Origin of the sequence: Burkholderia sp. WAC0059 (genome assembly GCF_002870125.1) — a bacterium.
GTDB lineage: Bacteria > Pseudomonadota > Gammaproteobacteria > Burkholderiales > Burkholderiaceae > Paraburkholderia.
The window spans coordinates 99,119-125,643 of the sequence record NZ_PNEO01000009.1; the positions used below are offsets into that span (position 1 = coordinate 99,119).

Annotated in this window: 23 protein-coding genes and 1 pseudogene; 16 read left to right on the forward strand and 8 right to left on the reverse strand. The window is 68.5% G+C overall.

Annotated features, from left to right (window positions below; all coding sequences use genetic code 11):
- Positions 1 to 51: 51 nt before the first annotated feature.
- From CY652_RS11300 to hslU, 5 genes and pseudogenes are all read left to right on the forward strand, one after another.
- A pseudogene (locus tag CY652_RS11300) lies at positions 52 to 879 on the forward strand (class I SAM-dependent rRNA methyltransferase); the annotation flags it as partial.
- A gap of 364 nt (positions 880 to 1,243) precedes the next feature.
- Complete coding sequence (locus tag CY652_RS11305; RefSeq protein ID WP_102130804.1) at positions 1,244 to 2,296, forward strand: CobW family GTP-binding protein; 1,053 nt, start codon at positions 1,244 to 1,246, stop codon at positions 2,294 to 2,296.
- Positions 2,297 to 2,885: 589 nt separating this feature from the next.
- A complete protein-coding gene (dksA, locus tag CY652_RS11310) occupies positions 2,886 to 3,305 on the forward strand; it encodes an RNA polymerase-binding protein DksA (protein WP_085228454.1) in 420 nt (139 codons plus the stop codon).
- Positions 3,306 to 3,575: 270 nt separating this feature from the next.
- Positions 3,576 to 4,112, forward strand: coding sequence for an ATP-dependent protease subunit HslV (gene hslV, locus CY652_RS11315; RefSeq protein WP_102130805.1), 537 nt, complete (start codon positions 3,576 to 3,578; stop codon positions 4,110 to 4,112).
- Between the two features lie 40 nt (positions 4,113 to 4,152).
- Positions 4,153 to 5,496 carry an ATP-dependent protease ATPase subunit HslU gene (gene hslU / locus CY652_RS11320; protein WP_102130806.1) on the forward strand — a complete coding sequence of 448 codons (1,344 nt, stop codon included), beginning with the start codon at positions 4,153 to 4,155 and terminating at the stop codon, positions 5,494 to 5,496.
- Positions 5,497 to 5,604: 108 nt separating this feature from the next.
- Here hslU and CY652_RS11325 read toward each other — a convergent pair whose 3' ends face one another.
- The 3 genes from CY652_RS11325 to CY652_RS11335 all read right to left on the reverse strand — a co-directional run bounded on the left by CY652_RS11325 (position 5,605) and on the right by CY652_RS11335 (position 7,983).
- Positions 5,605 to 6,147 carry a response regulator transcription factor gene (locus CY652_RS11325; protein WP_102130807.1) on the reverse strand — a complete coding sequence of 181 codons (543 nt, stop codon included), beginning with the start codon at positions 6,145 to 6,147 and terminating at the stop codon, positions 5,605 to 5,607.
- Positions 6,144 to 7,523, reverse strand: a complete 1,380-nt coding sequence (locus CY652_RS11330) for an ATP-binding protein (RefSeq protein ID WP_102130808.1) — start codon at positions 7,521 to 7,523, stop codon at positions 6,144 to 6,146. The genes CY652_RS11325 and CY652_RS11330 overlap by 4 nt, the downstream gene beginning before the upstream one ends.
- A gap of 241 nt (positions 7,524 to 7,764) precedes the next feature.
- Positions 7,765 to 7,983, reverse strand: a complete 219-nt coding sequence (locus CY652_RS11335; protein ID WP_102130809.1) for a cysteine-rich CWC family protein — start codon at positions 7,981 to 7,983, stop codon at positions 7,765 to 7,767.
- A 680-nt stretch (positions 7,984 to 8,663) separates the two neighbouring features.
- Here CY652_RS11335 and argB point away from each other — a divergent pair.
- The 7 genes from argB (at position 8,664) to CY652_RS11375 (ending at position 15,623) form a co-directional block, all read left to right on the forward strand.
- Complete coding sequence (gene argB / locus CY652_RS11345; protein ID WP_102130811.1) at positions 8,664 to 9,563, forward strand: acetylglutamate kinase; 900 nt, start codon at positions 8,664 to 8,666, stop codon at positions 9,561 to 9,563.
- A 114-nt stretch (positions 9,564 to 9,677) separates the two neighbouring features.
- Positions 9,678 to 10,448, forward strand: a complete 771-nt coding sequence (locus CY652_RS11350; RefSeq protein ID WP_102130812.1) for a pyrimidine 5'-nucleotidase — start codon at positions 9,678 to 9,680, stop codon at positions 10,446 to 10,448.
- On the forward strand, positions 10,415 to 11,095 hold the full coding sequence (slmA, locus tag CY652_RS11355; RefSeq protein ID WP_102130813.1) for a nucleoid occlusion factor SlmA: 681 nt from the start codon (positions 10,415 to 10,417) through the stop codon (positions 11,093 to 11,095). Before CY652_RS11350 ends, slmA begins: the two co-directional genes overlap by 34 nt.
- A gap of 232 nt (positions 11,096 to 11,327) precedes the next feature.
- Entirely contained in the window at positions 11,328 to 12,482 is a 1,155-nt protein-coding gene (metX, locus tag CY652_RS11360; protein WP_102130814.1) for a homoserine O-succinyltransferase MetX, read from the forward strand.
- Positions 12,479 to 13,087: a methionine biosynthesis protein MetW gene (metW, locus tag CY652_RS11365; RefSeq protein ID WP_102130815.1), complete on the forward strand. Its 609-nt coding sequence runs from the start codon at positions 12,479 to 12,481 to the stop codon at positions 13,085 to 13,087. Before metX ends, metW begins: the two co-directional genes overlap by 4 nt.
- A gap of 47 nt (positions 13,088 to 13,134) precedes the next feature.
- Complete coding sequence (locus tag CY652_RS11370; RefSeq protein ID WP_102130816.1) at positions 13,135 to 14,529, forward strand: AmpG family muropeptide MFS transporter; 1,395 nt, start codon at positions 13,135 to 13,137, stop codon at positions 14,527 to 14,529.
- Positions 14,526 to 15,623: a M48 family metallopeptidase gene (locus CY652_RS11375; RefSeq protein ID WP_258002279.1), complete on the forward strand. Its 1,098-nt coding sequence runs from the start codon at positions 14,526 to 14,528 to the stop codon at positions 15,621 to 15,623. Before CY652_RS11370 ends, CY652_RS11375 begins: the two co-directional genes overlap by 4 nt.
- 2 nt (positions 15,624 to 15,625) lie before the next feature.
- Here CY652_RS11375 and CY652_RS11380 read toward each other — a convergent pair whose 3' ends face one another.
- The 5 genes from CY652_RS11380 to gatC form a co-directional block, all read right to left on the reverse strand.
- The gene (locus CY652_RS11380) at positions 15,626 to 16,405 is read right to left on the reverse strand and encodes an exodeoxyribonuclease III (RefSeq protein ID WP_102130817.1); all 780 of its coding nucleotides are present in this window, start codon (positions 16,403 to 16,405) and stop codon (positions 15,626 to 15,628) included.
- 43 nt (positions 16,406 to 16,448) lie between these two features.
- Positions 16,449 to 17,288 (reverse strand): PPK2 family polyphosphate kinase, encoded by an 840-nt coding sequence (locus CY652_RS11385; protein ID WP_102130818.1) that lies wholly within the window; start codon positions 17,286 to 17,288, stop codon positions 16,449 to 16,451.
- 79 nt (positions 17,289 to 17,367) lie between these two features.
- Positions 17,368 to 18,843: an Asp-tRNA(Asn)/Glu-tRNA(Gln) amidotransferase subunit GatB gene (gene gatB, locus CY652_RS11390; RefSeq protein ID WP_102130819.1), complete on the reverse strand. Its 1,476-nt coding sequence runs from the start codon at positions 18,841 to 18,843 to the stop codon at positions 17,368 to 17,370.
- Positions 18,840 to 20,405, reverse strand: a complete 1,566-nt coding sequence (gatA, locus tag CY652_RS11395) for an Asp-tRNA(Asn)/Glu-tRNA(Gln) amidotransferase subunit GatA (protein ID WP_102130820.1) — start codon at positions 20,403 to 20,405, stop codon at positions 18,840 to 18,842. Before gatA ends, gatB begins: the two co-directional genes overlap by 4 nt.
- Positions 20,406 to 20,569: 164 nt before the next feature.
- Positions 20,570 to 20,869, reverse strand: a complete 300-nt coding sequence (gene gatC, locus CY652_RS11400; RefSeq protein WP_102130821.1) for an Asp-tRNA(Asn)/Glu-tRNA(Gln) amidotransferase subunit GatC — start codon at positions 20,867 to 20,869, stop codon at positions 20,570 to 20,572.
- Between the two features lie 380 nt (positions 20,870 to 21,249).
- Here gatC and CY652_RS11405 point away from each other — a divergent pair, with 380 nt between their 5' ends.
- From CY652_RS11405 to mrdA, 4 genes are all read left to right on the forward strand, one after another.
- Positions 21,250 to 22,293: a rod shape-determining protein gene (locus CY652_RS11405; protein WP_017772379.1), complete on the forward strand. Its 1,044-nt coding sequence runs from the start codon at positions 21,250 to 21,252 to the stop codon at positions 22,291 to 22,293.
- A 123-nt stretch (positions 22,294 to 22,416) separates the two neighbouring features.
- Entirely contained in the window at positions 22,417 to 23,466 is a 1,050-nt protein-coding gene (gene mreC, locus CY652_RS11410; protein WP_102130822.1) for a rod shape-determining protein MreC, read from the forward strand.
- The gene (gene mreD, locus CY652_RS11415) at positions 23,463 to 23,975 is read left to right on the forward strand and encodes a rod shape-determining protein MreD (RefSeq protein ID WP_102130823.1); all 513 of its coding nucleotides are present in this window, start codon (positions 23,463 to 23,465) and stop codon (positions 23,973 to 23,975) included. Before mreC ends, mreD begins: the two co-directional genes overlap by 4 nt.
- A 160-nt stretch (positions 23,976 to 24,135) precedes the next feature.
- Positions 24,136 to 26,520 carry a penicillin-binding protein 2 gene (gene mrdA / locus CY652_RS11420; RefSeq protein ID WP_102130824.1) on the forward strand — a complete coding sequence of 795 codons (2,385 nt, stop codon included), beginning with the start codon at positions 24,136 to 24,138 and terminating at the stop codon, positions 26,518 to 26,520.
- The last annotated feature ends 5 nt before the right edge of the window (positions 26,521 to 26,525 follow it).

Genomic DNA, 26,525 nt, shown 5'->3' on the forward strand with positions numbered 1-26,525 from the left:
GTCCCCTCGAGAGACACCGCACAACAAACCACCGACGATTCCCCGCCCCATGCCCAACTGGTCTGCCAGTTCATGGCCGCAGGCGTCGACGCCTGGAAGGACGCCATCGTCGCGGCGCTCGCGGCGGCCACGGGCTGCCCGAACGTCTACGAGCGCTCGGACGTGTCGATCCGCGAGAAGGAAGGCCTCGAGCAGACGACCGGCGTGCTCGCCGGCGATGCGCCGCCCGGGACGCTGATCGTCGGGGAAAACGGCGTGCGCTACCACGTCGACGTGCGCAACGGCCACAAGACGGGCTTCTACATCGACCAGCGCGAGAACCGCGCGCTCGTGCAGGCCTATTCGCAGGGGCGCGACGTGCTCAACTGTTTCTGCTACACCGGCGGGTTCTCGCTCGCGGCCCTCAAGGGCGGCGCGGCGCGCGTCGTCTCGATCGACTCGTCAGGCGAGGCGCTCGCGCTCGCGCAGCGCAACGTCGAGACGAACGGCTTCGATGCGGCGCGCGCGAGCTGGCTCGACGCCGACGCGTTCAAGACGCTGCGGCGCCTCTACGACGACGGCGAACGCTTCGACCTCGTCGTGCTCGACCCGCCGAAGTTCGCGCCCTCGCGCGAGCACGTGGACCGCGCGGCCCGCGCCTACAAGGACATCAACCTGACCGGGCTGAAGCTGCTGCGGCCCGGCGGCCTGCTGTTCACCTATTCGTGCTCGGGCGCCATCGATTCGGAGCTGTTCCAGAAGATCGTCGCCGGCGCGGCGGTCGACGCGCGCGTGGACGCCCGCATCCTCAAGCGCCTCGGCGCCGGCGTCGATCACCCGCTGCTCACGGCGTTCCCCGAAGGCGAATATCTGAAGGGGCTGCTGTTGCAAATCGCCTGAGCGGCCTCATTTGCGGTTCGCCCGGCCCGGGTTCCGCCCACGGTTTCGGCGGCGAAAAACCGCGCGCACCGTGCACTTTTTCCGGTGCGCCGGGCACCCCGCGGCAAGCGCCGGAAACAGGAGGCGCACACGCCGTGCGACGCTCCGCGTTGCGCCCCTCTTTTTAGGAGACCGCGGGTCGGCGCGGCGGCGGTTCGTCCGATCGGCCAGGGTGCCCGGCGCCGCGAGCATCGGCACGACAGATATGTTTCAATAGGCGGTTTCCGGGCCGGCCTTGCTGGCCGGCCGGGCGGCCCGGCCAGCGGCGAAAGGCCGCCAGCCCGCCGGTTTCCGCCTCCGATTCACGTACTCACAGGCAACCAGCATGATTCCCGTCACCATCCTGACCGGCTTTCTCGGCAGCGGCAAAACCACGCTGCTCAAGCGCATCCTGAACGAACAGCACGGCATGAAGATCGCCGTGATCGAAAACGAGTTCGGCGAAGAGAACATCGACAACGAGATCCTCGTGCAGGATGCCGACGAGCAGATCATCCAGATGAGCAACGGTTGCATCTGCTGCACGATCCGCGGCGACCTCGCGCGCGTGCTCGGCGACCTCGCCGCGAAGAACCGCGCGGGCGAGCTCGACTTCGACCGCGTGGTGATCGAGACCACGGGCCTCGCCAACCCCGGCCCGGTCGCGCAGACGTTCTTCATGGACAACGAGACGGCCGACGAATTTCTGCTCGACGCGGTCATCACGCTCGTCGACGCCAAGCACGGCAACCACCAGCTCGACGAGCACGAAGTCGTGCAACGCCAGGTCGGGTTCGCCGACCGGCTCTTCCTCACGAAAGCCGACCTCGTCAGCGAAACGGAGCTCGGCGACCTGCGCCACCGCCTGCTGCACATGAACCCGAAGGCGCAGATCAGACAGGTCGACTTCGGCCAGGCCGACATCAAGGAAGTGTTCGACCTGCGCGGCTTCAACCTGAACGCCAAGCTCGAAATCGACCCGGACTTCCTCGCCGAGGACGATCACGATCACGCGCATCACGACCACGATCATGATCACGACCACTCGGCCTGCGGGCACGAAGGCCACGATCACCACCATCACCACCACGCGCATCACGACGACCACATCAAGTCGTTCGTCTACCGCAGCGACCGCCCGTTCGACCCGACCAAACTCGAGGACTTCCTCGGCGGCATCCTGCAGATCTACGGCGAGCACCTGCTGCGCTACAAGGGCGTGCTCTACATGAAGGGCGTCGACCGCAAGGTGGTGTTCCAGGGCGTGCATCAGATGATGGGCAGCGACCTCGCCGCGAAGTGGCTGCCGGCCGAAAAGAAGAACAGCAAGATGGTGTTCATCGGTATCGATCTGCCGAAGGACCTCATCACCGACGGGCTCGACGCCTGCCTCGCCTGAGCGGCGAACGGGAGAACGCAAGGCCCGGGCGACGTCCGGCCGGGCCGCCGCGAGCGATGTCCCCGGCACGTCCCATGCTGGCGGCCCCATCGCTTTTTCCCGCCAGGCGCGTTATATTTTCTGGATAACATGTCCGGCGCCTGCCCGGACGGCTGGCGGCACAGCAGGCGGCACAGGCGGGGCGACGCCCCGTCCGACGTTCCGGATTGCGATTCAGTTACAATACCTGCCCACTGAAGGGTGGCTAAAGAGAAGGGGATGGCCGCGACGTGCCGCGGGACATCCCGCCATGCCCGGCCGGCAGCGCCTGCGGACCGGGAAGGAGACGGCACCGGAACATCCTGTGTTCCGGGCTGACCGGCAGACTGGACGCGCCGCGGATCACGTCCGGCGCAGCAGCAAGTGCCTCAGGAGCATCTGAACTGGTTTCCAGAGGAGTTCGGCCCCGCAGGCGGCGCTTCGGCGTCACGACAGCCCATCGTCCGTGCCCGCCACCGCTCGATCGAGCATATCGAAGGCCATTGCGGGCAACACGAAAGTGCAGGCAATATGTGCCAGTTTTGCCTCACTCATTGAAGAAGCAAGCCAGATGACGACGAAACGACTCTTGACCGAAGCCGAAATCCTGAAGATGAGCGACAAGGATTACATGAACGAGGATCAGCTCGCCTTCTTCAAGAACCGGCTCGAACAGTTGCAGGCGGAAATTCTCCGCAATGCGGGCCAGACCACCGAGAATCTGCGCGAAACCGTGATCGTTCCGGATCCGGCCGACCGTGCGACGATCGAGGAAGAGCATGCCCTCGAGTTGCGCACGCGCGACCGCGAACGCAAGCTGCTGAAGAAGGTGCAGCAGTCGCTCGCGCGCATCGAGTCGGGCGAGTACGGCTGGTGCGAGGAAACGGGCGAGCCGATCGGCATTCCGCGTCTCTTGGCGCGGCCCACGGCCACGCTCTCGCTCGAAGCCCAGGAACGGCGCGAGCTGCGGCAGAAGCTGTTCGGCGACTGACGCCCCCGCCGGCCAGGCCCGGCGGCAACGTCCCCGCGTAAAAAAGCGCACGGCGATCGACCGTGCGCTTTTTTTTGCGCAAACGCTTGGCGGCGCCAGCCCGCGGCGTTTTCTGCCGCCGCCGCTCTTGATATGGAAGCGCGCGCCCTAAAATAGCGACGATATCGCACGCCCGTCGGGTGGCGCGCGGCATGCGACACCGGACCCGGTCAGCGGCAAAACCCCTCGGCCGCCCCTCCCGTCCGGCCAACCGGCACAAAGGATACGCACATGGAGCAATTTCACGGCACGACGATCGTTTCCGTGCGGCGCGGCGACAAGGTCGCGCTCGGCGGCGACGGCCAGGTCACGCTCGGCAACATCGTCATGAAGGGCGGCGCGAAGAAGGTCCGACGCATCTACAACGGCAAGGTGATGGTCGGCTTCGCGGGCGGCACGGCCGACGCGTTCTCGCTGCTCGACCGCTTCGAGGCGAAGCTCGAAAAGCACCAGGGCAATCTCACGCGCGCGGCCGTCGAGCTCGCGAAGGACTGGCGCACGGACCGCATGCTGCGCCGGCTCGAAGCCATGCTGATCGCCGCCGACGCGCAGACCACGCTCGTCATCACCGGCAACGGCGACGTGCTCGACCCGGAAGGCGGCATCTGCGCGATCGGCTCGGGCGGCGCGTATGCGCAGGCCGCCGCGCGCGCGCTCGTGGACAACACCGACCTCTCGCCGCGCGAGATCGTCGGGAAGGCGCTCGAGATCGCCGGCGACATGTGCATCTATACGAATCACAACCGCGTGATCGAAACCATCGAATAACCGTCGGGCCCGAAGCCGGACCTGCCTCCAGGGAACCAGGATGAGCACCATGACCCCCGCCGAGATCGTCTCGGAACTCGACAAGCACATCATCGGCCAGGCGAAGGCCAAGAAGGCCGTCGCCGTCGCGCTGCGCAACCGCTGGCGCCGCCAGCAGGTCGCCGAGCCGCTGCGTCAGGAAATCACCCCGAAGAACATCCTGATGATCGGGCCGACCGGCGTCGGCAAGACCGAAATCGCGCGGCGCCTCGCCAAGCTCGCCGACGCGCCGTTCATCAAGATCGAGGCGACCAAGTTCACCGAGGTCGGCTACGTGGGCCGCGATGTCGACAGCATCGTGCGCGACCTGATCGAGATCTCGGTCAAGCAGACGCGCGAGGCCGAGATGCGCAAGGTCCGCAGCAAGGCGACCGACCAGGCCGAGGACCGCATCCTCGACATCCTGCTGCCCGGCGCGCGCGCGGTCGGCTTCGGCACGTCGGCGCCGGCCGCCCACGACGACGGCGAGAACGCCACGCGCCAGACGTTCCGCAAGCGCCTGCGCGAAGGCCAGCTCGACGACAGGGAAATCGAGCTCGACGTCGAGCTGCCGCAGGTCGGCATGGACATCATGGGGCCGCCGGGCATGGAGGACATGACCGAGCAGATCCGCTCGATGTTCGCCAATCTCGGCGGCGGCAAGAAGACGCGCCGCAAGGTGAAGGTGAAGGAGGCGCTGCGCCTGCTCACCGACGAGGAAGCGGGCAAGATGCTCAACGACGAGGAGATCAAGACGCGGGCCGTGCAGAACGTCGAGCAGAACGGCATCGTGTTCCTCGACGAGATCGACAAGATCGCCTCGCGCAGCGAGACGGGCGGCGGCGAAGTCTCGCGCCAGGGCGTGCAGCGCGACCTGCTGCCGCTCGTCGAAGGCACGACCGTCAACACGAAGTACGGGATGGTGAAGACCGATCACGTCCTGTTCATCGCGAGCGGCGCGTTCCACCTCGCGAAGCCGAGCGACCTGATTCCCGAGTTGCAGGGCCGCTTCCCGATTCGCGTCGAACTCGACTCGCTGTCGGTCGAGGACTTCGAGTCGATTCTCGTCGCGACCGACGCGAGCCTCGTCAAGCAATACCAGGCGCTGCTCGCCACCGAGGACGTACAGCTCGAATTCGCCGGGGACGGCATCCGGCGGCTCGCCGAAATCGCGTTCTCCGTCAACGAAAAGACCGAGAACATCGGCGCGCGGCGGCTCTATACGGTCATCGAGAAGCTGCTCGAGGACGTGTCGTTCTCGGCCGGCAATCACACGGGCACGAGCGTCGTCGTCGACGCGGCCTACGTGAACGCGGCGCTCAGCGAGGTGGCCGACGACGAGGATCTGTCGCGCTACGTGCTGTAGGCTGCGCCCGCCCGAACGGCAACCGGATCGCCAAAAAGAAAGGACCCCGCACGGGGCCCTTCCGTTGTCCGGCCGATAATCGAGGCGCTTATTGCGTATTGCGTATTGTTATTGCCGGACCGGCCGCTTGGCCAGCTTGCGCTGCAGCGTGCGCCGGTGCATGTTGAGCGCACGCGCCGTCGCCGAGATGTTGCCGCCGTGCTCGGCCAGCACGCGCTGGATGTGCTCCCATTCGAGCCGCGCGACGGAGAGCGGCGTCGGATGCTCGATGGCTTCTTCGGCCTGCTGCAGGCTGGCCTCGCTCTGCAGCGCGGAGAGAATCGTCTCGACGTTGGCGGGCTTGGCGAGATAGTTGTCCGCGCCGTCCTTCACGGCCTGCACGGCCGTCGCGATGCTCGCGTAGCCGGTCAGCACCAGCATCCGCGCGTCGGGCTGGAGCCCGCGCAGCGGCGCGATCAGGCTCAGCCCCGAATCGTTGCCCAGGTGCAGATCCACGGTGATCTGCGCGAACTTCTGCTGGTTGGCGAACCGCACGGCCTCGTCCGCATTGTGCGCCTGCTGCACCTCGAAGCCGCGCCGGGTCAGCCCGCGCGTCAGGATGTCGGAGAACACCTCGTCGTCGTCGATCACCAGAAAACTCTTGTCGTTCATGCCTGTTTCTCCGTATTGGTAAACGGCGGCGCGGACGCTGCCCGGTCCGTGCCGAAATGATGATCCGAATCGGCGGCGGCCGTCCCGTCCGGCTCCCCGCCGGTTCCCGGACCCTGTTCGAGCGGCACGCGCAGCACCGCGCGCGTGCCGCGCCGCCCGCGGCCGCCGTCTGCGCCGGGTTCGACGTCGGCAAGCTCGATCGCGCCGCCCAGCCGGGCCGCCGACGAGAACGCCAGATACAGCCCGACGCCGTGGCCGCCCTGCGTGCTGTCGACGGGCGAAGCGCCGATCGCGCTGCGCAGCGATGCCGGAATGCCCGGCCCCGCGTCGCGGACCTCGAATTCGATGAAGTTGGGGCGCTCCGGGAGGCGCGCGCCGAGCGTCACGAAATCGCGGCTCGCGCGCGCGGCGTTGTCGAGCAGGATGGTCAGGATCTGGCCGACCGCCACCGCGTCGGCCAGATGCGCGTTCGCCGGCGCCTCGCCGACCAGCTCGAACTTCACGTGCGGATGGCGCAGCCGCCATTGCTCGACGAACGGCCCGAGCCATTCGCCGACGCTCTGGCGGCTGCCCGACGACGACGCGCGGCTGCGCAGACGCGCGAGCGCACTCGTGCACAGCGACATCTGCCGCTCGAGCAGCTCGAAGTCGGCCGTGTAGGGCGTGAGCCCGGCGTCGGTACGCGCCGAATCGAGCAGTTCCTCGGTCAGCATCGCGATGGTCGAGAGCGGCGTGCCGATTTCGTGCGCGACCGTCGCCGCCTGCACGCCGAGCGCGACCGCGCGCTCGTCGCGCAAGAGGCGCTGCTGGGCTTCGCCGAGCGCGGTGTCGCGCTGGCGCAACGCGCGCGACATGCGCGCGACGAACCAGGTGATGAGCCCGACGCTCACCATGAAGTTGACCCAGAGGCCCGTGCGGTAGTAGTTGAACAGGTTCGCCGGGTTGTCGAGGTTGAGCGGCACGGAATCGAAGCCGAGCAGCACGTAGCAGGCCACCGCGAACGCCGCGAGCCAGGCGGTCAGATACCAGGGCAGCACGGCGGCCGCGATGGCGAGCGAGGGCAGATAGAGCGACACGAACGGATTGGTGGTGCCGCCCGAGAGGAACAGCAGCGCGGAAAGCGCGCCCAGGTCGACCCAGAGCTGGCCGAACAGTTCGAGATTCGATTCGGGACGATCCTGCGCGACGCGCAGCCAGGTCACGCCGTTGAACAGCACTTCCAGCGCGATCACGATCAGCATCGCGGGCAGTGGCAAGTGCACGCCGAACAGGAACTCGACGCAGGCGATCGTGCAGAGCTGGCCGACGATGGCGAGGCTGCGCAGCCAGAACAGGTGGCCGAGATTGACGCGGGCGCTGAGGGTGATGCGATACATGGTGGTGCCAGTTTACCCGTTCGGGGTCGTGCGCCCGATTATCCTGGAAAGGTTTGTCTGGAACGGCGCTGCCCGGCGGCCGGATCATGGGGACGGGGCGGGGTGCGACACGCCGTGCGCGGAATGCCCCCGATTTTCCTGCTTTATGCCCGTCTATTTTTAATTTCAATCAAATGACGAGACCCGCGCGGATCGTCATCCATGAAGCGGACGGCAAATTCGCCGTCCGGCGCGGCGCGCCTCAGCCCGGTCCCGCCTGCGGCGCGCCGGCGGCCGCGTCGGCGAGGCATTCGGGGCACAGGCAACGCCCCTGCGGCTCCAGCCGGTCCACCGGCAGCGCGGGCAGCGTCTTGCACCAGCAGTCGAACGGCTCGGCTTGCCGGCCGCAATCGAACGCGCAACCGCAGCGCGGGCAGCGCGCGCGTTTCAGACCGGAAGCGGACGAGGCGGACGAAGTCATCGCGGCACACCCGAGAGGAACGCCGGTAACGGCGGTCGGGAAATGATGCCACACCGGCCGGCAACCGACGGCCGGGCCGGACCTCGAGGCGCCTGCCCGGAAGTCGGGAAATGAAGCCGCCCGGACGACGTGGACGACGGACAGTCCCAACCCGCCCGGCGGCATGCGACGTGCGACCCCGGCTGGAGATCCCGCCACCCGTGCCACCCGTGCCACCCGTGCCACCCGTGCCACCCGTGCCACCCGTGCCACCCGTGCCACCCGTGCCACCCGTGCCACCCGTGCCACCCGTGCCACCCGTGCCACCCGTGCCACCCGTGCCACCCGTGCCACCCGTGCCACCCGTGCCACCCGTGCCACCCGCGCCGTCCGCGCCGTCCGCGCCGTCCGCGCCGTCCGCGCCGTCCGTGCCGTCCGCGCCACCTGAGCCACCTGAGCCACCTGAGCCACCTGAGCCGCCTGAGCCATCCGAACCGCTCCGCCCCCTCCCGCCGTCCCGGCCGCGCCCTTTCCGGACCGCGCGCCCCGCCGGTTCCCCTGCATGCGAAAAACCGGCGCGCAAAGCGCAAAAAACGCCTCGGGCAGGCCGTCCGAAATCCCTGTCGCGGCGCGCCAGTCCTGTACAATTCGCCGTTGTTTTGAACCGCTTTTCGCCCCGTTTCCCGTCCTTTCGCGCCGCCATGTCCAACCCGTCCGACGTTTCGCAGATCGCTCCCAGCCTGAAGGCCGAGATTCTCGCCGAGGCACTGCCTTACATCCGCCAGTACCACGGCAAGACCGTCGTCATCAAGTACGGCGGCAACGCGATGACCGAGGAGCGGCTCAAGCAGGGCTTCGCCCGCGACGTGATCCTGCTGAAGCTCGTCGGCATCAACCCGGTAATCGTGCACGGCGGCGGCCCGCAGATCGACCTGGCGCTCAAGAAGATCGGCAAGCAGGGCACCTTCATCCAGGGCATGCGCGTCACGGACGAGGAGACGATGGAAGTCGTCGAATGGGTGCTCGGCGGCGAGGTGCAGCAGGACATCGTCACGCTCATCAACCATTTCGGCGGCCACGCGGTCGGCCTGACCGGCAAGGACGGCGGCCTCATCCACGCGCGCAAGCTGATGATGCCGGACCGCGAGAATCCGGGCCAATACGTCGACATCGGCCAGGTGGGCGAGGTCGAGGCGATCAATCCGGCGGTCGTGCAGGCGTTGCAGGACGACGCGTTCATTCCCGTCATTTCGCCGATCGGCTTCGGCGAGGACGGCCTTTCGTACAACATCAACGCCGACCTCGTGGCCGGCAAGCTGGCCGTCGTGCTGAACGCCGAAAAGCTCGTCATGATGACCAACATCCCCGGCGTCATGGACAAGGCCGGCAATCTGCTCACCGACCTGTCCGCGCGCGAGATCGACGCGCTCTTCGCCGACGGCACGATCTCGGGCGGCATGCTGCCGAAAATCTCGTCGGCGCTCGACGCCGCGAAGAGCGGCGTGCGCTCGGTGCACATCATCGACGGCCGCATCGAGCACTCGGTACTGCTCGAAATCCTGACCGAGCAGCCGTTCGGCACGATGATCCGCTCGCACTGACCCGTTCCTTGCCCCGGCCGTGCGCGCGTTCGCGGCGGCCGGCACCCCGATAACCCGTAACCCCAGCCCAGGTTCCGGCCCCGCGCCGGCCGCCCCGCCCCGATCCGCCGCGAGATGACCTACCCCCGCCTGCACCGCCGCCGGCCGCGGCGCGCCGCGCCCACGCCGGTCTGGCTGTTCGACCTCGACAACACGCTGCACGCCGCGTCGCGCGCGGTCTTTCCGGCCATCAACGAGGCCATGACGCAGTACATCGTCGATGCGCTCCGGATCACCCGCGCCGAAGCCGACCATCTGCGCACGCTCTACACGCAGCGCTACGGCGCGACGCTGCTCGGGCTCGCGCGTCACCACCCGATCGACCTGCACGACTTCCTGAAGGTGGTCCACACGTTTGCCGACCTGCCGTCGATGCTCCACGCCGAGCGCGGCCTCGCGCGCACGCTCGCCGCGCTGCCGGGCCGCAAGATCGTGCTGACCAACGCGCCCGAGGCCTACGCCGGCGCGGTCCTCGCGCAGCTCGGCATCGCGCGGCTCTTCGAATCGGTCGTCGCCATCGAGCACATGCGCGAGCGCGACGGCATCTGGCGCGCCAAGCCCGACCGTGCGATGCTGCGTCGGACCCTGCGCCGCGCGGGCGTGGCCCCCGCCGATGCGGTCCTCGTCGAGGACACGCGCGGGCATCTGAAGCGCTACCGGCCGCTCGGCATCCGCACCGTCTGGATCACGGGGCACCTGCCGGCCTCGGGCGGCGGTCGCCCGCACTATATCGACCACCGCATACGTTCGTTAAAATCGCTACAACCGGGTACCCGCGCGTGGCGTTCGGGTCGATCGAAGGGGCGACACTCATGCAGCCAACCGACAGGCGGGACGCAACCGTAGAGCAGGAACCGCTGCAGGCCGGCGGCGGCACGGTACGGCGCATGACGCGCCCGAAGCCGGGCGAGCGCCGCGTGCACATCCTGCAGGCGCTCGCGGCCATGCTGGAAGCGCCGCGCGGCGAAAAGATCACGACGGCGGCGCTGGCCGCGCGCATCGGCGTGTCGGAGGCGGCGCTCTACCGCCATTTCGCGAGCAAGGCCCAGATGTTCGAGGGGCTCATCGACTTCATCGAGCAGACGCTCTTCGCCCTCGTCAACCAGATCGTCGCGAAGGAGCCGAACGGCGTGCTCCAGGCGCGCGCCATCGCGCTCATGCTGATCCACTTCTCCACGAAGAACGCGGGCATGACGCGCGTGCTCACCTGCGAGGCGCTCGTGGGCGAGCACGAGCGCCTCGCGGCGCGCGTCAACCAGATGATCGAGCGGATCGAGGCCTCGCTACGCCAATGCCTGCGCATGGGTCTCATGGAGGCCAACGCGCAGCCCGACGGCGCGACGGTGCCGCTGCCAGAGGGCTACGATCCGGGCGTGCGCGCAAGCCTCGTCGTGAGCTACGTGATCGGCTGCTGGCACCGCTACGCCCAGAGCGGCTTCGCGCGCACGCCGCTCGAGCACGCCGACGAGCAACTGCGGCTCATCCTGCAGTAGCGGCGCCACGCGACATCGGCGGCGGCGCTGCGGCAGCCTTTTTTCCGCTATACTTTGCGTCCATCGGAAATACCGGCGCGCCGATTTGTCGACTCGATTGCGGGCGCGCGAACCGGAACGGGCGCGTCCCCCGGTTCATTACAAATGCGGCTAAAGAGGTCGTCAGCCGCGCCCCTCCTTTCCAGCGCCCCGCAGACACCATTTAGCCGCCTCTGTCACCAAGGCGGAATGAATGGAATCGATTGGGATCGTCGCTCCACAGAACCTGCATTTCGACGAACCGCTACCGCTGCAGAACGGCAGTTCGCTCGCCGGCTACGACCTGATGGTCGAGACCTACGGCACGCTCAACGCCTCGCGCAGCAACGCGGTACTCGTCTGCCACGCGCTCAACGCCTCGCATCACGTCGCCGGCATCGACGCCGACGACCCGAAGAACGTCGGCTGGTGGGACAACATGGTCGGGCCGGGCAAGCCGCTCGACACGAACCGCTTCTTCGTCATCGGCGTGAACAACCTCGGCTCGTGCTTCGGCTCCACCGGCCCGATGAGCCTCGACCCGGCCACGCAGCGCCCCTACGGCGCGCGCTTTCCGGTCGTCACGGTCGAGGACTGGGTCAACGCGCAGGCGCGCGTCGCCGACCGCTTCGGCATCGGACGCTTCGCGGCCGTCATGGGCGGCAGCCTCGGCGGCATGCAAGCGCTCGCCTGGAGCATGATGTACCCGGACCGGCTCGGCCACTGCATCGTGATCGCCTCGACGCCGAAGCTCTCGGCGCAGAACATCGCGTTCAACGAGGTGGCGCGCTCGGCCATCCTCTCCGATCCCGACTTCCACGGCGGCGACTACTACGCGCACGGCGTGAAGCCGCGGCGCGGGCTGCGCGTGGCGCGCATGATCGGCCACATCACCTACCTGTCCGACGACGACATGGCCGAGAAATTCGGCCGCGCCCTGCGCCGCGAGAGCCGCGCCGACGGCGTCGCCGACACGTACAACTTCAATTTCGACGTCGAATTCGAGGTCGAGTCGTATCTGCGCTACCAGGGCGACAAGTTCGCCGAGTACTTCGACGCGAACACCTATCTGCTGATCACGCGCGCGCTCGACTACTTCGATCCCGCGAGAGCGTTCGACGGCGACCTCACGGCCGCGCTCGCGCACACGAAGGCGAGCTATCTCGTCGCGAGCTTCACGACCGACTGGCGCTTCGCGCCGACGCGCTCGCGCGAGCTCGTGAAGGCGCTGCTCGACCACAAGCGTCAGGTCACCTACGCCGAAATCGACGCGCCGCACGGGCACGACGCGTTCCTGCTCGACGACGCGCGCTATCACAACCTGATACGCGCCTATTACGAGCGCATTGCCAGCGAGGTGGGCGCATGAATCCCAAAGCATTCGACAACCTTTCGACGCGCCCGGACTTTCGCACCATCGCGCGCTGGGTCGAGCCGCGCGCGAGCGTGCTCGACCTCGGCTGCGGCGACGGCTCGCTGCTTGCGCTCCTCGCCGAGGAGCTCGAGGTCTCCGGCTACGGCATCGAGATCAACGACGCGGGCGTGCTCGCGGCCACGCGCAACGGCGTGAACGTGATCCAGCAGAACCTCGAGGACGGCCTGCGCCTCTTCGAGGACGGCAGCTTCGACTTTGCGATTCTTTCGCAGACCCTGCAGACCATCCACCAGACCGCCGCGATCCTGCGCGAGACGGTGCGCGTCGGACGCGAATGCATCGTGTCGTTCCCGAATTTCGGCTACTGGCCGCATCGGCTCTCGGTGCTGCGCGGGCGCATGCCGGTGTCGAAGTCGCTGCCCTACCAGTGGCACAACACGCCGAACGTGCGGGTGCTAACGGTGAAGGACTTCGAGGCGCTCGCGCCGGAAGTGGGCATCGAGATTCTCGACCGCGCGGTGCTGCACGGCGGTCAGACCGTGCGCTGGGGCGTGAACTGGCGTGGTAGTCTTGCAGTCTATCGCGTCAGGAAGCGCTGACGCCGCTCCGTCCGCCCGAACTCCAAGCCAGCCCAGCCGCCGACGACATGCCGATTCAGCCCCGCGAAGCGCCCGCCCTGACCGCTCACGAGGAACACCCCGGCTGGCGTGCGTATCTGAATACGCACATGCTGATCTGCGTTTTTCTCGGCTTCACCTCGGGGCTGCCGCTCTTCACGCTGGTCTATCTCGTGCAGGCGTGGCTGCGCTCCGAGGGCGTGAACATCCGGGAGATCGGGCTTTTCGCGCTGATCCAGCTCCCCTACACCTGGAAGTTCGTCTGGGCGCCGCTGATGGACCGCTACGTGCCGCGCCTGCCGGGCTGGCGGCCCGGACGACGGCGCGGCTGGATGCTCCTCACACAGATTCTCGTCGCCGCGGCCATCGCCTCGCTCGGCTTCGTGTCGCCGCGCGAATCGATCTGGACCGTGGCCGCGCTGACCACGCTCGTCGCGTTCTTCAGCGCGAGCCAGGACATCTCGATCGACGCCTACCGGCGCGAACTGCTCACCGACCCGCAGCAGGGCCTCGGCAACGCGGTGCACGTGAACGCCTACAAGATCGCCGCGCTCGTGCCCGGCTCGCTCGCGCTGATCCTCTCGGACCATCTGCCCTGGCGCACCGTATTCGCCGTCACCGCGGCGTTCATGCTGCCGGGCATGATCATGACGCTCGTCGTCGGCGAGCCGCCCGTGCACGGCGCGCCGCCGAAGAACCTGCGCGAGGCGATCGTCGAGCCGTTCCGCGAATTCCTGCTGCGCGACGGCTGGCGCGGCGCGCTCCTCGTGCTCGCGTTCATCTTCCTCTACAAGCTCGGCGACACGATGGCGACCACGCTCTCGACGTCGTTCTTCCTCGACATCGGCTTCTCGCGCACCGAGATCGGCGTGATCGCGAAGACGACGGCGTTCGGCGCGAGCCTCGCGGGCGGGATCGTCGGCGGCGTGGCGCTCGTGAAGATCGGCATCGGCCGCGGCCTCTGGATCTTCGGTTTCCTGCAGATGGTCTCGACGCTCGGCTTCGCCTGGCTCGCGCAGCTCGGCCCCGGTTCGCCGTCGCTCGCACTCGTCGCCCATCTGGCCGCGACGGCCGGCAACGCGATATCGACGATCGCGTCGACGTTCGGCCTCGACGCCCAGGCGCACCTCGACCCGCGCGCGCTGGCGCTCGCGCTCGTGTACGGCTTCGAAACCTTCGCGACGGGCCTCACGCTCGCGGCCTTCACGGCTTACATCGCGAGCACGACCGACCCGCGCTATACGGCCACGCAGTTCGCGCTCTTCACGAGCCTCGCCTCGGTACCGCGCACGCTCGCGGCGGCGGCGAGCGGCTACGCGGTCGCGCGGCTGCACTGGTTCGACTACTTCCTGCTCTGCACGGTGCTCGCCGTGCCCGGCATAGTGCTGCTCACCCGTATCGCTCCGTGGAGACGCGCGTCGTGACGTCGAAAACAGGCGCCGCGGCGCGCGCAGACGTCGCCCGATGCGCGACGGCCACGACCTGGGCGGCGGCCGTCGCGCTCGCGGCCGCCGTGCTCTCGGCCGCGGCCGCGGCCGAGACCGCCGGCAACGCGCCATCGGCGTCCGGGCCCGCGAGCAGCGGCAACGCGAAAAACGCCGGCAACGCCGGCGCCCTGCCGGCCGCGCGCTCCGCCGCCGGCCCGACAGCGACCGTGACAACCCCGGCCGCGCCGGCGCCGAACGTCGGCGACCTGCCGCCGGGAAGCTGGCGGCAGTTGCGCTTCGGCGGCACGTTCTCGACGCTGCGCAACCGGATTCCCTCGCCGGTGCTCGAAGCGCAGGCCGCCGCCGAATACGCCGAGATCGTGCGCGGCGCCGCGCACTCGGATCGCCTCTATCCGGACAACGATCCGCACGTGCTGCGCGTACTCTCCATCGTCGAGCGGCTCGAGCCGTACTCGCTGAAATGGAGCGATCGCGTCAGCCACTGGAAATGGGAAGTCGCGGTCATCCGTTCGCCCGACATCCGCATGTATTGTCTGCCCGGCGGCAAGATCGTCGTGTACGGCGGCCTGCTCGACCGCGTCGCGCTCAACAACGACGAGCTCGGCATGCTGCTCGGCCACGAGATCGCCCACGCGATCCGCGAGCACGTGCGCGAGCGGCTCGGCGAGCAGGAGGCCGCGCAGATCGGTTCGGGCACCGTGCCGCAATTGTTCGGCCTCGCCGACCTCGGCATGTTTCCGCTCGGCCTCGGCTCGCAACTGGCCACGTTGCACTACGGACTCGCCGACGAAACCGAGGCCGACGTGATCGGCAGCGAAATCGCCGCGCGCGCGGGCTTCGATCCGCGCGCGGCGCTCACGCTCTGGGACAAGCTCGCCGCTGCGACGCGCAGCGACGACGACCAGGGCTTCATCTACGTGCATCCGTACACGGCCGCGCGCCGCGCCGACATCGCGAAACGGCTTCCGGACATGCTGCCGCTCTACGCGAAGGCGATCGGCAAGCCGGTCGGCACGCTGCCCGGCTACCCCGGCGTCACCGTGCCGATGCGCCGCCGCGGGGCGCGGTAGGATCAACCGCCGTTCGCGTAGTCGTAATCGACCGTCAGCGGCGCGTGATCGCTGAACTTGATGTCGCGAAAGATCGAGGTGCCCTTCGCCGTGGCCGCGACGCCCGGCGTCGCGATCTGGTAGTCGATGCGCCACCCCACGTTCTTCGCGTACGCCTGGCCGCGGTTGCTCCACCAGGTGTACTGCTCGGGGCGCGAATCGAGCGTGCGGAACACGTCCACATAGCCGACCTCGTCGAAAAGCTGCGTGAGCCACGCGCGCTCCTCCGGCAGGCAGCCGGAGTTCTTCTGGTTGCCCTTCCAGTTCTTGATGTCGATTTCCCTGTGCACGATGTTGACGTCACCGCAAACGATCACCTCGCGCTCGCGCCTGAGCTGCGCGAGATGCGGCATGAACTCGTCCATGAAGCGGTACTTGGCCGCCTGGCGCTCTTCGCCGCTCGACCCCGACGGCACGTATACCGAAATGACCGAGAGCTTGCCGAAGCGCACCTCGACATAGCGCCCCTCGGGATCGAACTCGGCGCTGCCGAAGCCGATCAGCACGTCGTCGGGCGTGCGGCGCGCGTAGACGCCCGCGCCGCTGTAGCCCTTCTTCACCGCGTGCTGGAAGTAGCCCGTGTAGTCGTGCGGCGCGAGAAACTCGGGCGTCATGTCGTCCTGCGAGCACTTGATTTCCTGCACGCAGAGCACGTCGGCGTTCTGCTCGCCGAACCATTCGAAAAAACCTTTCTTCGCCGCCGACCGGATGCCGTTGAGGTTGGCGGTAATCACACGCAGCATGTTTTCGTCCTTGTATCGACGCGAGCGGCGCGCCTTTGCGTTGTCATTCGATCCTGATGCCCTTGAGCGACTCCTTCGCGGGCGGATATTCGAGCTTGAGGCTTTCGAGCAGGCGCAGCAGCAGCTTGCCGACCATCACGTTGCGATGCGGCTTCGAATCGGCCGGCACCACGTACCACGGCGCGTAGTCGGTCGAGGTCGCGGCCAGCGCGGACTGGTAGGCGTGCCGGTAGTCGTCCCATTGCTTGCGCGCCTCGAGGTCGGAGACGTCGAACTTCCAGTGCTTGGTCGGGTCGTCGATACGCGACTGCAGCCGGCGGCGCTGCTCGTCCTTCGAGATGTGCAGCATGCACTTGATGATCGACGTGCCGTTCTCGGCGAGCAGCGCCTCGAAGTCGCGGATCTGCCGGTAGCGGCGCTCGCATTCGGCCTTGTCGATCTGGCCGAGCACGCGCGGCACCAGCACGTCCTCGTAGTGGCTGCGGTTGAAGATCGCGAGCTCGCCCGCCGCCGGCACCTGCCGGTGCACGCGCCAGAGGAAGTCGCGCGCGGCCTCGATGGGCGTGGGCGCCTTGAACGGCACGATGCGCAGGCCGAGCGGATCGACTTCGTGGAACACGCCGCGGATCGTGCCGTCCTTGCCGCTCGTATCCATGCCCTGCAGCACCAGCAGCACGCGCTGGCGATGCTGCGCGTGCAGGCGCTCCTGCAGCGCGTCGAGCTTCGTGCCGAGGCCGGCCAGTTGATCGCGGTCGGCATCCTTGCCGCCGTCGGAAAACGGCTTCGACGCAGGGTCGTAGTCGTCGAGCGAGAACTTCGCCGCCTTCTTGCCGTCGCCGTAGTGCGGCACGCGATAATCGTCGAGATCCGGTTCCTTCGCCATGCGTCGTTCTCCTCCTCGTGACTTCGCCATGCGGCGCGCGACGGATGCGCGCGCCGCGCCGAAACCGCGCGCCGGGGGTTCAGGCCAGCTTCTTCTTCAGCAGCTCGTTCACCTGCTGGGGGTTCGCCTTGCCCTTCGTGGCCTTCATCGCCTGACCGATCAGCGCGTTGAACGCCTTCTCCTTGCCCGCGCGGAACTCTTCCACGGACTTCGGGTTCGCGGCCAGCACCTCGTCGAGGATGGCCTCGAGCGCGCCCGTGTCCGAAATCTGCCTGAGACCCTTCGCCTCGATGATGCGGTCGGCCGCGCCCGCGTCGGCGGCCCGCTCGTCCCACATCGCGACGAACACTTCCTTCGCGATCTTGTTGGAAACCGTGCCGTCGGCGATGCGCTGCAGCAGCAGCGCGAGCTGCGCGGCCGAGACCGGGCTCGCGTCGATCTCGAGTCCGTCGCGGTTCAGTTGCGACGACACCTCGCCCATCAGCCAGTTCGCCGCCGCCTTCGCCTGGGACGCGCCGGCCTGCGCGACGACGGCCTCGAAATACGCGGCCATCGCCTTGCCCGACGTGAGCGCGCCCGCATCGTACGGCGTCAGGCCGTACTGCTCGACGAAGCGCTTTTGCATCGCCGCGGGCAGCTCCGGCAGCTCGCCCCTCACGCGCTCGATCCAGGCCGCGTCGATCACGAGCGGCATCAGGTCCGGGTCGGGGAAGTAGCGGTAGTCGTGCGCGTCTTCCTTGCTGCGCATCGAGCGCGTCTCGCGCTTGTCCGGGTCGTAGAGGCGCGTTTCCTGGACGACGGTGCCGCCGTCCTCGATCAGCTCGATCTGGCGGCGCACCTCGAACTGGATCGCCTCTTCGAGGAAGCGGAACGAGTTCAGGTTCTTGATCTCGGCGCGCGTGCCGAATGCTTTCTGGCCGACCGGGCGCACCGACACGTTCGCGTCGCAGCGGAACGAGCCTTCCTGCATGTTGCCGTCGCAAATGCCGAGCCACACGACGAGCGTGTGCAGCGCCTTCGCGTAGGCCACGGCCTCGGCCGCGCTGCGCATCTCCGGCTCGGTGACGATTTCGAGCAGCGGCGTGCCGGCGCGGTTCAGGTCGATGCCCGTCATGCCGGCGAAGTCTTCGTGCAGCGACTTGCCCGCGTCCTCTTCAAGATGCGCGCGGGTCAGGTTGATGGTCTTCTCGTAGGCCTCGACGCCGGCCTTCTCGTTGGCCGGCACCTGGATCGTGACCTGCCCGCCCTGCACGACCGGAATCTCGTACTGGCTGATCTGATAGCCCTTCGGCAGGTCCGGGTAGAAGTAGTTCTTGCGCGCGAACACGCTGCGCGGCGCGACGCTCGCGCCGATGGCGAGACCGAGGCGGATCGCGCGCTCCACGGCGCCGCGGTTCATCACGGGCAGCACGCCCGGCAGCGCGAGATCGACGGGGCACGCCTGGGTGTTCGGCGCCGCGCCAAACGTGGTCGATGCGCCCGAGAAAATTTTCGAGGCCGTCGAGAGCTGCGCGTGCGTCTCGAGACCGATCACGACTTCCCACTGCATGGTCATGCCTCCCGCCGCGCCGCATCGCTGCGACCGGCCTGCTGCGTCCTGAGTGTGCGCAGGGCGTCCTCGCCCGGCGCGGGTGAGCGCCGATGCCAGTCGGTCGCGCGCTGGAACGCGTCGGCGACCTGCAGCATGCGGGCTTCGCTGAAATAGTTGCCGACGATCTGCAGGCCGACCGGCCGCTGCGCGTTCGCCCCGGCGCCGAAGCCGCACGGCACGCTCATGCCGGGCAGGCCGGCGAGGCTCGTCGACAGCGTGTAGATGTCGGCGAGATACATCTGCAGCGGGTCGTCGCCCTTCGCGCCGATGTCCCAGGCGACGCTCGGCGCAACCGGCCCCATGATGAGGTCGCACTGCGCGAACGCCTGCTGGAAGTCCTGCGCGATGATGCGCCGGATCTTCTGCGCCTGCAGGTAGTAGGCGTCGTAATAGCCGTGCGAAAGCACGTAGGTACCGACGAGGATACGGCGCTTCACCTCGGCGCCGAAGCCTTCGGCGCGCGACTTGCGGTACATGTCGGCCAGATCGCGATAGTCGGCCGCGCGATGGCCGTAGCGCACGCCGTCGAAGCGCGAAAGGTTCGACGACGCCTCGGCCGGCGCGATCACGTAGTAGACCGGAATCGAGAGTTCCGTTTTCGGCAGCGACACCTCGACGAGCGTGGCGCCGAGCGCTTCGTACTGTTTGAGGGCGGCGTCGATGGCCGCGCGCACGTCGGCGGCCAGCCCGTCGCCGAAATACTCCTTCGGCAGGCCGATGCGCAGGCCGGCGAGCGGCTTGCCCGCGTCCGCAGCCGGCGCGTCGGCGCGCCAGCCCTGGCCGAGATAGCGCGCGTAGTCCTCGTCCGCGCGTTCGAGGCTCGTCGAATCGCGCGCGTCGAAACCCGCCATCGCGTTGAGCAGCAGCGCGCAGTCGGCGGCGCTTTGCGCCAGCGGGCCGCCCTGGTCGAGCGACGACGCGAACGCGATCATGCCGTAGCGCGACACGCGTCCGTAGGTCGGCTTGATGCCGGTGACGCCCGAAAACGACGCGGGCTGACGAATCGAGCCGCCCGTGTCGGTGCCGGTGGCGGCCGGCGCGAGACGCGCGGCCACGGCGGCGGCCGAGCCGCCCGACGAGCCGCCCGGCACGGCCTTCAGGTCCCACGGGTTGTGCACCGGGCCGAAATGCGAGTTCTCGTTGGACGAGCCCATCGCGAACTCGTCCATGTTCGTCTTGCCGAGGCAGACCGCGCCGGCGCGCTCGAGCCGCTCGACCACGGCGGCGTCGAACGGGCTCACGTAGTGCTCGAGCATCCTCGAGCCGGCCGTCGAGCGCCAGCCGCGCGTGACGAACACGTCCTTGTGCGCAAGCGGCAGGCCCGTGAGCGGGCCGGCGTCGCCGGCGGCAAGGCGCGCGTCGGCGGCCTTCGCCTGCGCGAGCGTGCGTTGCGCGTCGACGTGGACGAACGCGTTCAGCCCGGCATGCGCCTCGATGCGGCTCAGGTAGCGCTGCGCCAGTTCGACGGCGGAGCACTCCCGCGCGGCCAGCGCGGCGCGCAGTTCGGTCAAGCTTTTTTCATGCATTGCGTGGTTCCTGGAAGAACACGGCCGGCGCGCTCACGAAGAACGCGCCTGCGGCCATCAGAGCGGCGCCGCCCGCCGGCGGCGCCCACCCGGAAAAAACCGGAAAAGACGGGAAAACGGCGCGGGCGCCGGCAAAACGCGCGGCCGGTCGCGCGCGGCGGAAGTTACTCGATCACCTTCGGCACGAGGTAGAGGCCGTCCTGCACGGCCGGCGCCGGGGCCTGCAGCGCGTCGCGGTCGACGGTCTCGGTCACGGCGTCCTCGCGCAGGCGCAGCGCCACGTCCTCGATCTGCTCGATCGGATGCGCGAGCGGCGCGATGCCCGCGGTGTCGACGGCCTGCATCCGCTCGACGAGGCCGAAAAAGTCGTTGAGCCGCGTGAGCATGCCGCCGGCTTCGTCCTCGGCCAGTTCGAGCCGCGCAAGGTGCGCGATGCGCTTCACATCGTTCAGGGTCAGGGCCATGCGGTCACCGGAAAGAAAGTAGGGCTGGTGCAATGCGGAAAACGGTGCTGCAACAGCGGGTTAGTGCGCGGGAGCCGGCCCGCCGGGGAAGCGCCGGCAACGTCAAAAAGTGCCGTGTGCAACCTGCAAAACAGGCAAAATTATAAGGTATCATTACGCGTTCGACTCAAACCCGGACCGCCTTGCGCCTGCCTTTCGCCCCCGGCCGCGATGCTGCGCGGCCAGCGGGCAGGCGGCAGGCGCTGCCTCCGATAATCATTCCCGTGCAGTTTCAGGTTCTTTCGCGGCGGCGCGTTCCGCCCGGCCTGAAGCTGTTATTTTTTCCGCTGCCGTCCTTGCAGCCTTACGCGCAGGCCGGCCCCAGCGAGACAGGATTTTGAATGTTCGGTTTTCTGCGCAGTTATTTTTCCAACGATCTGGCGATCGATCTCGGCACCGCCAACACCCTCATCTACATGCGCGGCAAAGGCATCGTCCTTGACGAGCCCTCCGTGGTCTCGATCCGCCAGGAAGGCGGCCCGAACGGCAAGAAAACCATCCAGGCAGTGGGCCGGGAAGCCAAGCAGATGCTCGGCAAGGTGCCCGGCAACATCGAGGCCATCCGCCCGATGAAGGACGGCGTGATCGCCGACTTCACCGTCACCGAGCAGATGATCAAGCAGTTCATCAAGACGGCCCACGAGTCGCGCATGTTCTCGCCTTCGCCGCGCATCATCATCTGCGTGCCGTGCGGCTCCACCCAGGTCGAGCGCCGCGCCATCAAGGAAGCCGCGCACGGCGCCGGCGCCTCGCAGGTCTACCTGATCGAGGAGCCGATGGCCGCTGCGATCGGCGCGGGCCTGCCGGTGTCGGAAGCGACGGGCTCGATGGTCGTCGACATCGGCGGCGGCACGACGGAAGTCGGCGTGATCTCGCTCGGCGGCATCGTCTACAAGGGCTCGGTGCGCGTCGGCGGCGACAAGTTCGACGAGGCGATCGTCAATTACATCCGCCGCAACTACGGCATGCTGATCGGCGAGCAGACCGCCGAGGCGATCAAGAAGGAAATCGGCTCCGCGTTCCCGGGCTCCGAGGTCAAGGAAATGGAAGTGAAGGGCCGCAACCTGTCGGAAGGCATTCCGCGCAGCTTCACGATTTCGAGCAACGAGATTCTCGAGGCGCTGACCGATCCGCTGAACCAGATCGTCTCGTCCGTGAAGATCGCGCTCGAGCAGACGCCGCCGGAGCTCGGCGCCGACATCGCCGAGCGCGGCATGATGCTCACGGGCGGCGGCGCGCTGCTGCGCGACCTGGACCGCCTGCTCGCCGAGGAAACCGGCCTGCCGGTGCTCGTGGCCGAAGACCCGCTGACCTGCGTCGTGCGCGGGTCGGGCATGGCGCTCGAGCGCATGGACAAGCTCGGCAGCATCTTCTCCTACGAGTAAGGCAAGACCGATGTCGGCGATGCGGCGCTTCCGGCTTCGGCGCGCCGCTCCCGCCAGAGCAGCTTGAGGCGGCCCCCGCGCCGCCGCCGTTACACCTACTTGCCCACGCCCCCGGCGCAGACCATGGAATACAGTCCGCCGCCTCTTTTCAAGCAAGGCCCGTCGGCCTTCGCACGGCTCGTCTTCTTCGTCGTGCTCTCGCTCGCGCTGCTCGTCTCCGACGCCCGCTTCAAGACGCTTGAAATCGTGCGCGGCGTGCTCGGCGCGGGGCTCTACCCGTTGCAGCGCGCGGCCCTCGTGCCGCGCGACCTGTTCGTCGGCGCGGCCGACCTCGCCGTCACGGGCGCCGCGCTGCGCACCGATAACCAGCAACTGCACGCGAAGAACCTCCAGCTCTCGCTCCAGGCGAACCAGGCGGCGGCGCTCGCCGCCGAGAACGCGCATCTGCGCGCGCTGCTGCAGCTCTCGCAGCGCCTCGGGGCACAGTCCACGCCGGTCGAGATCCAGTACGACACGAGCGATCCGTTCACGCAGAAAGTGGTGATCGGCAGCGGCTCGCAGCAGGGCATCCGGAACGGCGCGCCCGTCGTCAGCGAGGACGGCGTGGTCGGCCAGGTGACGCGCGTGTTCCCGATGCAGTCGGAAGTCACGCTGCTCACGGACAAGGACCAGGCCGTGCCGGTCGAGGTGCTGCGCACGGGCCTGCGCAGCGTGATTTACGGCACGGCGCAGGGCGATCTGCTCGATTTGCGCTTCGTGCCGATCAGCGCCGACGTGGTGGCCGGCGACGAACTCGTGACGAGCGGGCTCGACGGCGTCTATCCGCCGGGGCTGCCGGTCGCGAAGGTGCTGCGCGTCGACAAGCAGGCCGACACGGCGTTCGCGCACGTCGTCTGCGTGCCGCTCGCGGCCGTGCGCGGGGCGCGCCAGATGCTGGTGCTCCACTACGATCCGCACGTGCCGCCGCGCCCCGTCGACGACGACACGCCGCCGGCCGCCGGCGGCAACGCGAAGAAGGCGGCCGCGAAACCCGCGGCCGCGACGGCGGCCAGCGCCGCCGCGCGCTCGCCGATCGCGCGCTGGCTCACGCGCCTGTTCCCCGGACCCGCCTCGGGCGGCGCCGCCGCCAGCGGACCGACCGGTAGCGCCGCTGCCGGGGGGAGCCATCCATGAACCGTCCGCAATACATCCTGCAGCCGGTCAACCCGTATTTCATCGCGTTCAGCCTCGCCGCCGCGTTCCTGCTGAACCTGCTGCCGTGGGACAAGCTCGTCGGCGTGCCCGATTTCGTCGCGCTCGTGCTGCTGTTCTGGAACATCCACCAGCCGCGCAAGGTCGGAATGGGCATCGCATTCATGCTCGGCCTGTTGATGGACGTTCACGACGCCAGCCTGCTCGGCGAGCACGCGCTCGCTTACACGCTGCTCTCCTACGGCGCGATCACGATTCACCGCCGCGTGCTGTGGCTCTCGCTCGGCCTGCAGACCTTCGCGATCCTGCCGCTCCTCGTCGGCAGCCAGCTCGTGCCGTTCGTGATCCGGCTCGTCATGGGCGCGGCGTTTCCGGGCTGGAGCTATCTCGTGAGCGGTTTCGTGGCCGCGGCGCTGTGGCCCATCGTGAGCCCGCTGCTGCTGCTGCCGCAGCGGCGCCCCGTCGATCCCGACGACACGCGGCCCATCTGAGCGGCCCCGCCCGCGCGCCGAGACCCGCCCCGATGAACGCCCCCGCCCTCAGCCCCGCCGCGCCGCCGGCACCGGCGCGCCGCGCGCAGCCGCGCGCCGGCGCAAGGCGGGCCGACGCGCCGGCCTGCCCCGGCCCCGCCGCCCCCCGTTTCGTACCCGCATGACCGAATTCAAGGACACCCAGCAGCAGATTTCGAAGTTCCGCCTGCGGGTCGGGGCCGCCGGCCTGTTCGTGTTCGTCTGCTTCGGGCTGATCGCGTTCCGCTTCCTCTACCTGCAGGTCTGGAACCACAGCAAGTATTCGCTGCAGGCCGACGAGAACCGCATCTCGGTCGCGCCGATCGTGCCGAACCGCGGCATCATCACCGACCGCAACGGCGTCGTGCTCGCGAAGAACTACTCGGCCTACACGCTCGAAATCACGCCCTCGAAGCTCGACGACACGCTCGACAACGTGATCGACCGGCTCTCGACCGTGGTCACGATCGACGCGCGCGACCGGCGCAACTTCAAGAAGCTGCTCGAAGACTCCAAGAACTTCGAGAGCCTGCCGATCCGCACGCGCCTGACCGACGACGAAGTGGCGCGCTTCACGGCGCAGCGCTACCGCTTTCCCGGCGTCGAGGTGCGCGCGCGGCTGTTCCGCCAATATCCGCTCGGGCCGACGGCGGCGCACGTGATCGGCTACATCGGCCGAATCTCGCAGCGCGACCAGGACCGCATCGACGCGGCGAGCGAAAAGAACGACAGCGACCCGGACCACTACGACCCGCGCCTCGACGCCAACAACTACAAGGGCACCGACTACATCGGCAAGATCGGCGTCGAGCAGAGCTACGAGACCGAGCTGCACGGCTTGACAGGCTTCGAGGAGGTCGAGGTGACGGCGGGCGGGCGCCCCGTGCGCACGCTCTCGCGCACCCAGGCGACGCCCGGCAACAACCTCGTGCTCTCGCTCGACATCGGGCTGCAGCAGGTCGCTGAGCAGGCGTTCGCGGGCAAGCGCGGCGCGCTCGTCGCCATCGAGCCCGCGACGGGCGACATCCTCGCGTTCGTCTCCGCGCCGAGTTTCGATCCGAACGCGTTCGTCGACGGCATCGACCAGCAGGCCTGGGACGCGCTCAACAATTCGCCCGACCATCCGCTCCTGAACCGGCCGCTGCGCGGCACCTATCCGCCGGGCTCGACCTACAAGCCGTTCATGGCGCTCGCCGCGCTGACGCTGCACAAGCGCACGCCGCAATGGGGCTTCCAGGACCCCGGCTACTACATCTTCGGCGGCCACACGTTCCACAACGACGTGCGCTCGGGCCAGGGCTGGATCGACCTGAACCGCGCGCTCATGGTGTCGAACGACACCTACTTCTTCATGCTCGCGCACGATCTGGGCGTCGACGCGATCGCGAACTTCATGAAGCCCTGGGGCTTCGGCCAGTTGACGGGCATCGACATCGCCGGCGAGGCGCGCGGCGTGCTGCCCTCGACCGAGTGGAAACGCAAGGCCTACCGCAATCCCGCGCAGCAGCGCTGGTACGAGGGCGAGACGATCAGCCTCGGCATCGGCCAGGGCTACAACGCGTTCACGATCCTGCAGCTCGCGCACGCCACGGCGACGCTCGCGAACAACGGCATCGTGATGCGGCCCCACCTCGTGAAGGAAATCGTCAATCCGATCACGCACGCCGTCCAGCTCACGGTGCCGCACGAAAGCGGGCGGATCGCCGTTTCCCAGGCGGACATCGACATCGTCAAGCACGCCATGCAGGAGGTGGCGTCGAATCCGTCGGGCACGGCCTACCAGATCTTCGCGAACGCGCCGTACACCGTGGCGGCCAAGACCGGCACCGCGCAGGTGTACTCGCTGCAGGGCGCCCGCTACCACGCGCACTCGGTCGCCGAGCGGCTGCGCGACCACTCGCTCTTCATCGCGTTCGCGCCCGTCGACCATCCGCAGATCGCCATCGCCGCCATCGTCGAGAACGGCGGCTGGGGCGCGGAAGCGGCCGGGCCGATCGTGCGGCGCGTACTCGACTATTATCTGATCGACCGGCTCAAGCCCGGTGTGGAGGCGGCGTCGGTGGCGGCCGCGGCCTCGGCGACCGTGGACGCCTCGGCGCCCGTCATCGGCGCGCCCGCCGCGGCGGCCTCCGAGCCGCCGCCCGTCGCCGTCGCGACGGGCTTCGAGGCGCTGCCGTTCCCGCCCGGCGCCTCGGTCCCGGCGGCGGCCTCCGACCCGGCCGCGTCCGGCGCGGCCGCGGCTTCGGGCGCCGACGCTGCGGTTCCGGCGACGCCGGTCGCATCGGGCACCGCGTCGGCAACGTCGGCCGTATCCGCCACCCCGGCCGCCCCAGCGAACTCGTCCGTCACCCCGCGGCCGAACGGCGCATCCGCGCCCGCCGCCGCTCCGGCGGCACGCCATGCCGCCCCGCATCGGCCGCGCCGGCCCGCCGGCGACGGCGGGGCCTCGGCCCCGCTCGCCGCGCCGCCGCGCGAAAGCAGCGCGCCGGCCACGCCCGATGCCGCCTCCGGCGGCGTCGACGAGTAAGGAGA

Bases quoted from the DNA above. Each gene is read 5' to 3' on its own strand.
- CY652_RS11305 (WP_102130804.1), top strand. From the start codon at position 1,244: ATGATTCCCGTCACCATCCTGACCGGCTTTCTCGGCAGCGGCAAAACC.
- dksA (WP_085228454.1), top strand. From the start codon at position 2,886: ATGACGACGAAACGACTCTTGACCGAAGCCGAAATCCTGAAGATGAGC.
- hslV (WP_102130805.1), top strand. From the start codon at position 3,576: ATGGAGCAATTTCACGGCACGACGATCGTTTCCGTGCGGCGCGGCGAC.
- hslU (WP_102130806.1), top strand. From the start codon at position 4,153: ATGAGCACCATGACCCCCGCCGAGATCGTCTCGGAACTCGACAAGCAC.
- CY652_RS11325 (WP_102130807.1), bottom strand. From the start codon at position 6,147: ATGAACGACAAGAGTTTTCTGGTGATCGACGACGACGAGGTGTTCTCC.
- CY652_RS11330 (WP_102130808.1), bottom strand. From the start codon at position 7,523: ATGTATCGCATCACCCTCAGCGCCCGCGTCAATCTCGGCCACCTGTTC.
- CY652_RS11335 (WP_102130809.1), bottom strand. From the start codon at position 7,983: ATGACTTCGTCCGCCTCGTCCGCTTCCGGTCTGAAACGCGCGCGCTGC.
- argB (WP_102130811.1), top strand. From the start codon at position 8,664: ATGTCCAACCCGTCCGACGTTTCGCAGATCGCTCCCAGCCTGAAGGCC.
- CY652_RS11350 (WP_102130812.1), top strand. From the start codon at position 9,678: ATGACCTACCCCCGCCTGCACCGCCGCCGGCCGCGGCGCGCCGCGCCC.
- slmA (WP_102130813.1), top strand. From the start codon at position 10,415: ATGCAGCCAACCGACAGGCGGGACGCAACCGTAGAGCAGGAACCGCTG.
- metX (WP_102130814.1), top strand. From the start codon at position 11,328: ATGGAATCGATTGGGATCGTCGCTCCACAGAACCTGCATTTCGACGAA.
- metW (WP_102130815.1), top strand. From the start codon at position 12,479: ATGAATCCCAAAGCATTCGACAACCTTTCGACGCGCCCGGACTTTCGC.
- CY652_RS11370 (WP_102130816.1), top strand. From the start codon at position 13,135: ATGCCGATTCAGCCCCGCGAAGCGCCCGCCCTGACCGCTCACGAGGAA.
- CY652_RS11380 (WP_102130817.1), bottom strand. From the start codon at position 16,405: ATGCTGCGTGTGATTACCGCCAACCTCAACGGCATCCGGTCGGCGGCG.
- CY652_RS11385 (WP_102130818.1), bottom strand. From the start codon at position 17,288: ATGGCGAAGGAACCGGATCTCGACGATTATCGCGTGCCGCACTACGGC.
- gatB (WP_102130819.1), bottom strand. From the start codon at position 18,843: ATGACCATGCAGTGGGAAGTCGTGATCGGTCTCGAGACGCACGCGCAG.
- gatA (WP_102130820.1), bottom strand. From the start codon at position 20,405: ATGCATGAAAAAAGCTTGACCGAACTGCGCGCCGCGCTGGCCGCGCGG.
- gatC (WP_102130821.1), bottom strand. From the start codon at position 20,869: ATGGCCCTGACCCTGAACGATGTGAAGCGCATCGCGCACCTTGCGCGG.
- CY652_RS11405 (WP_017772379.1), top strand. From the start codon at position 21,250: ATGTTCGGTTTTCTGCGCAGTTATTTTTCCAACGATCTGGCGATCGAT.
- mreC (WP_102130822.1), top strand. From the start codon at position 22,417: ATGGAATACAGTCCGCCGCCTCTTTTCAAGCAAGGCCCGTCGGCCTTC.
- mreD (WP_102130823.1), top strand. From the start codon at position 23,463: ATGAACCGTCCGCAATACATCCTGCAGCCGGTCAACCCGTATTTCATC.
- mrdA (WP_102130824.1), top strand. From the start codon at position 24,136: ATGACCGAATTCAAGGACACCCAGCAGCAGATTTCGAAGTTCCGCCTG.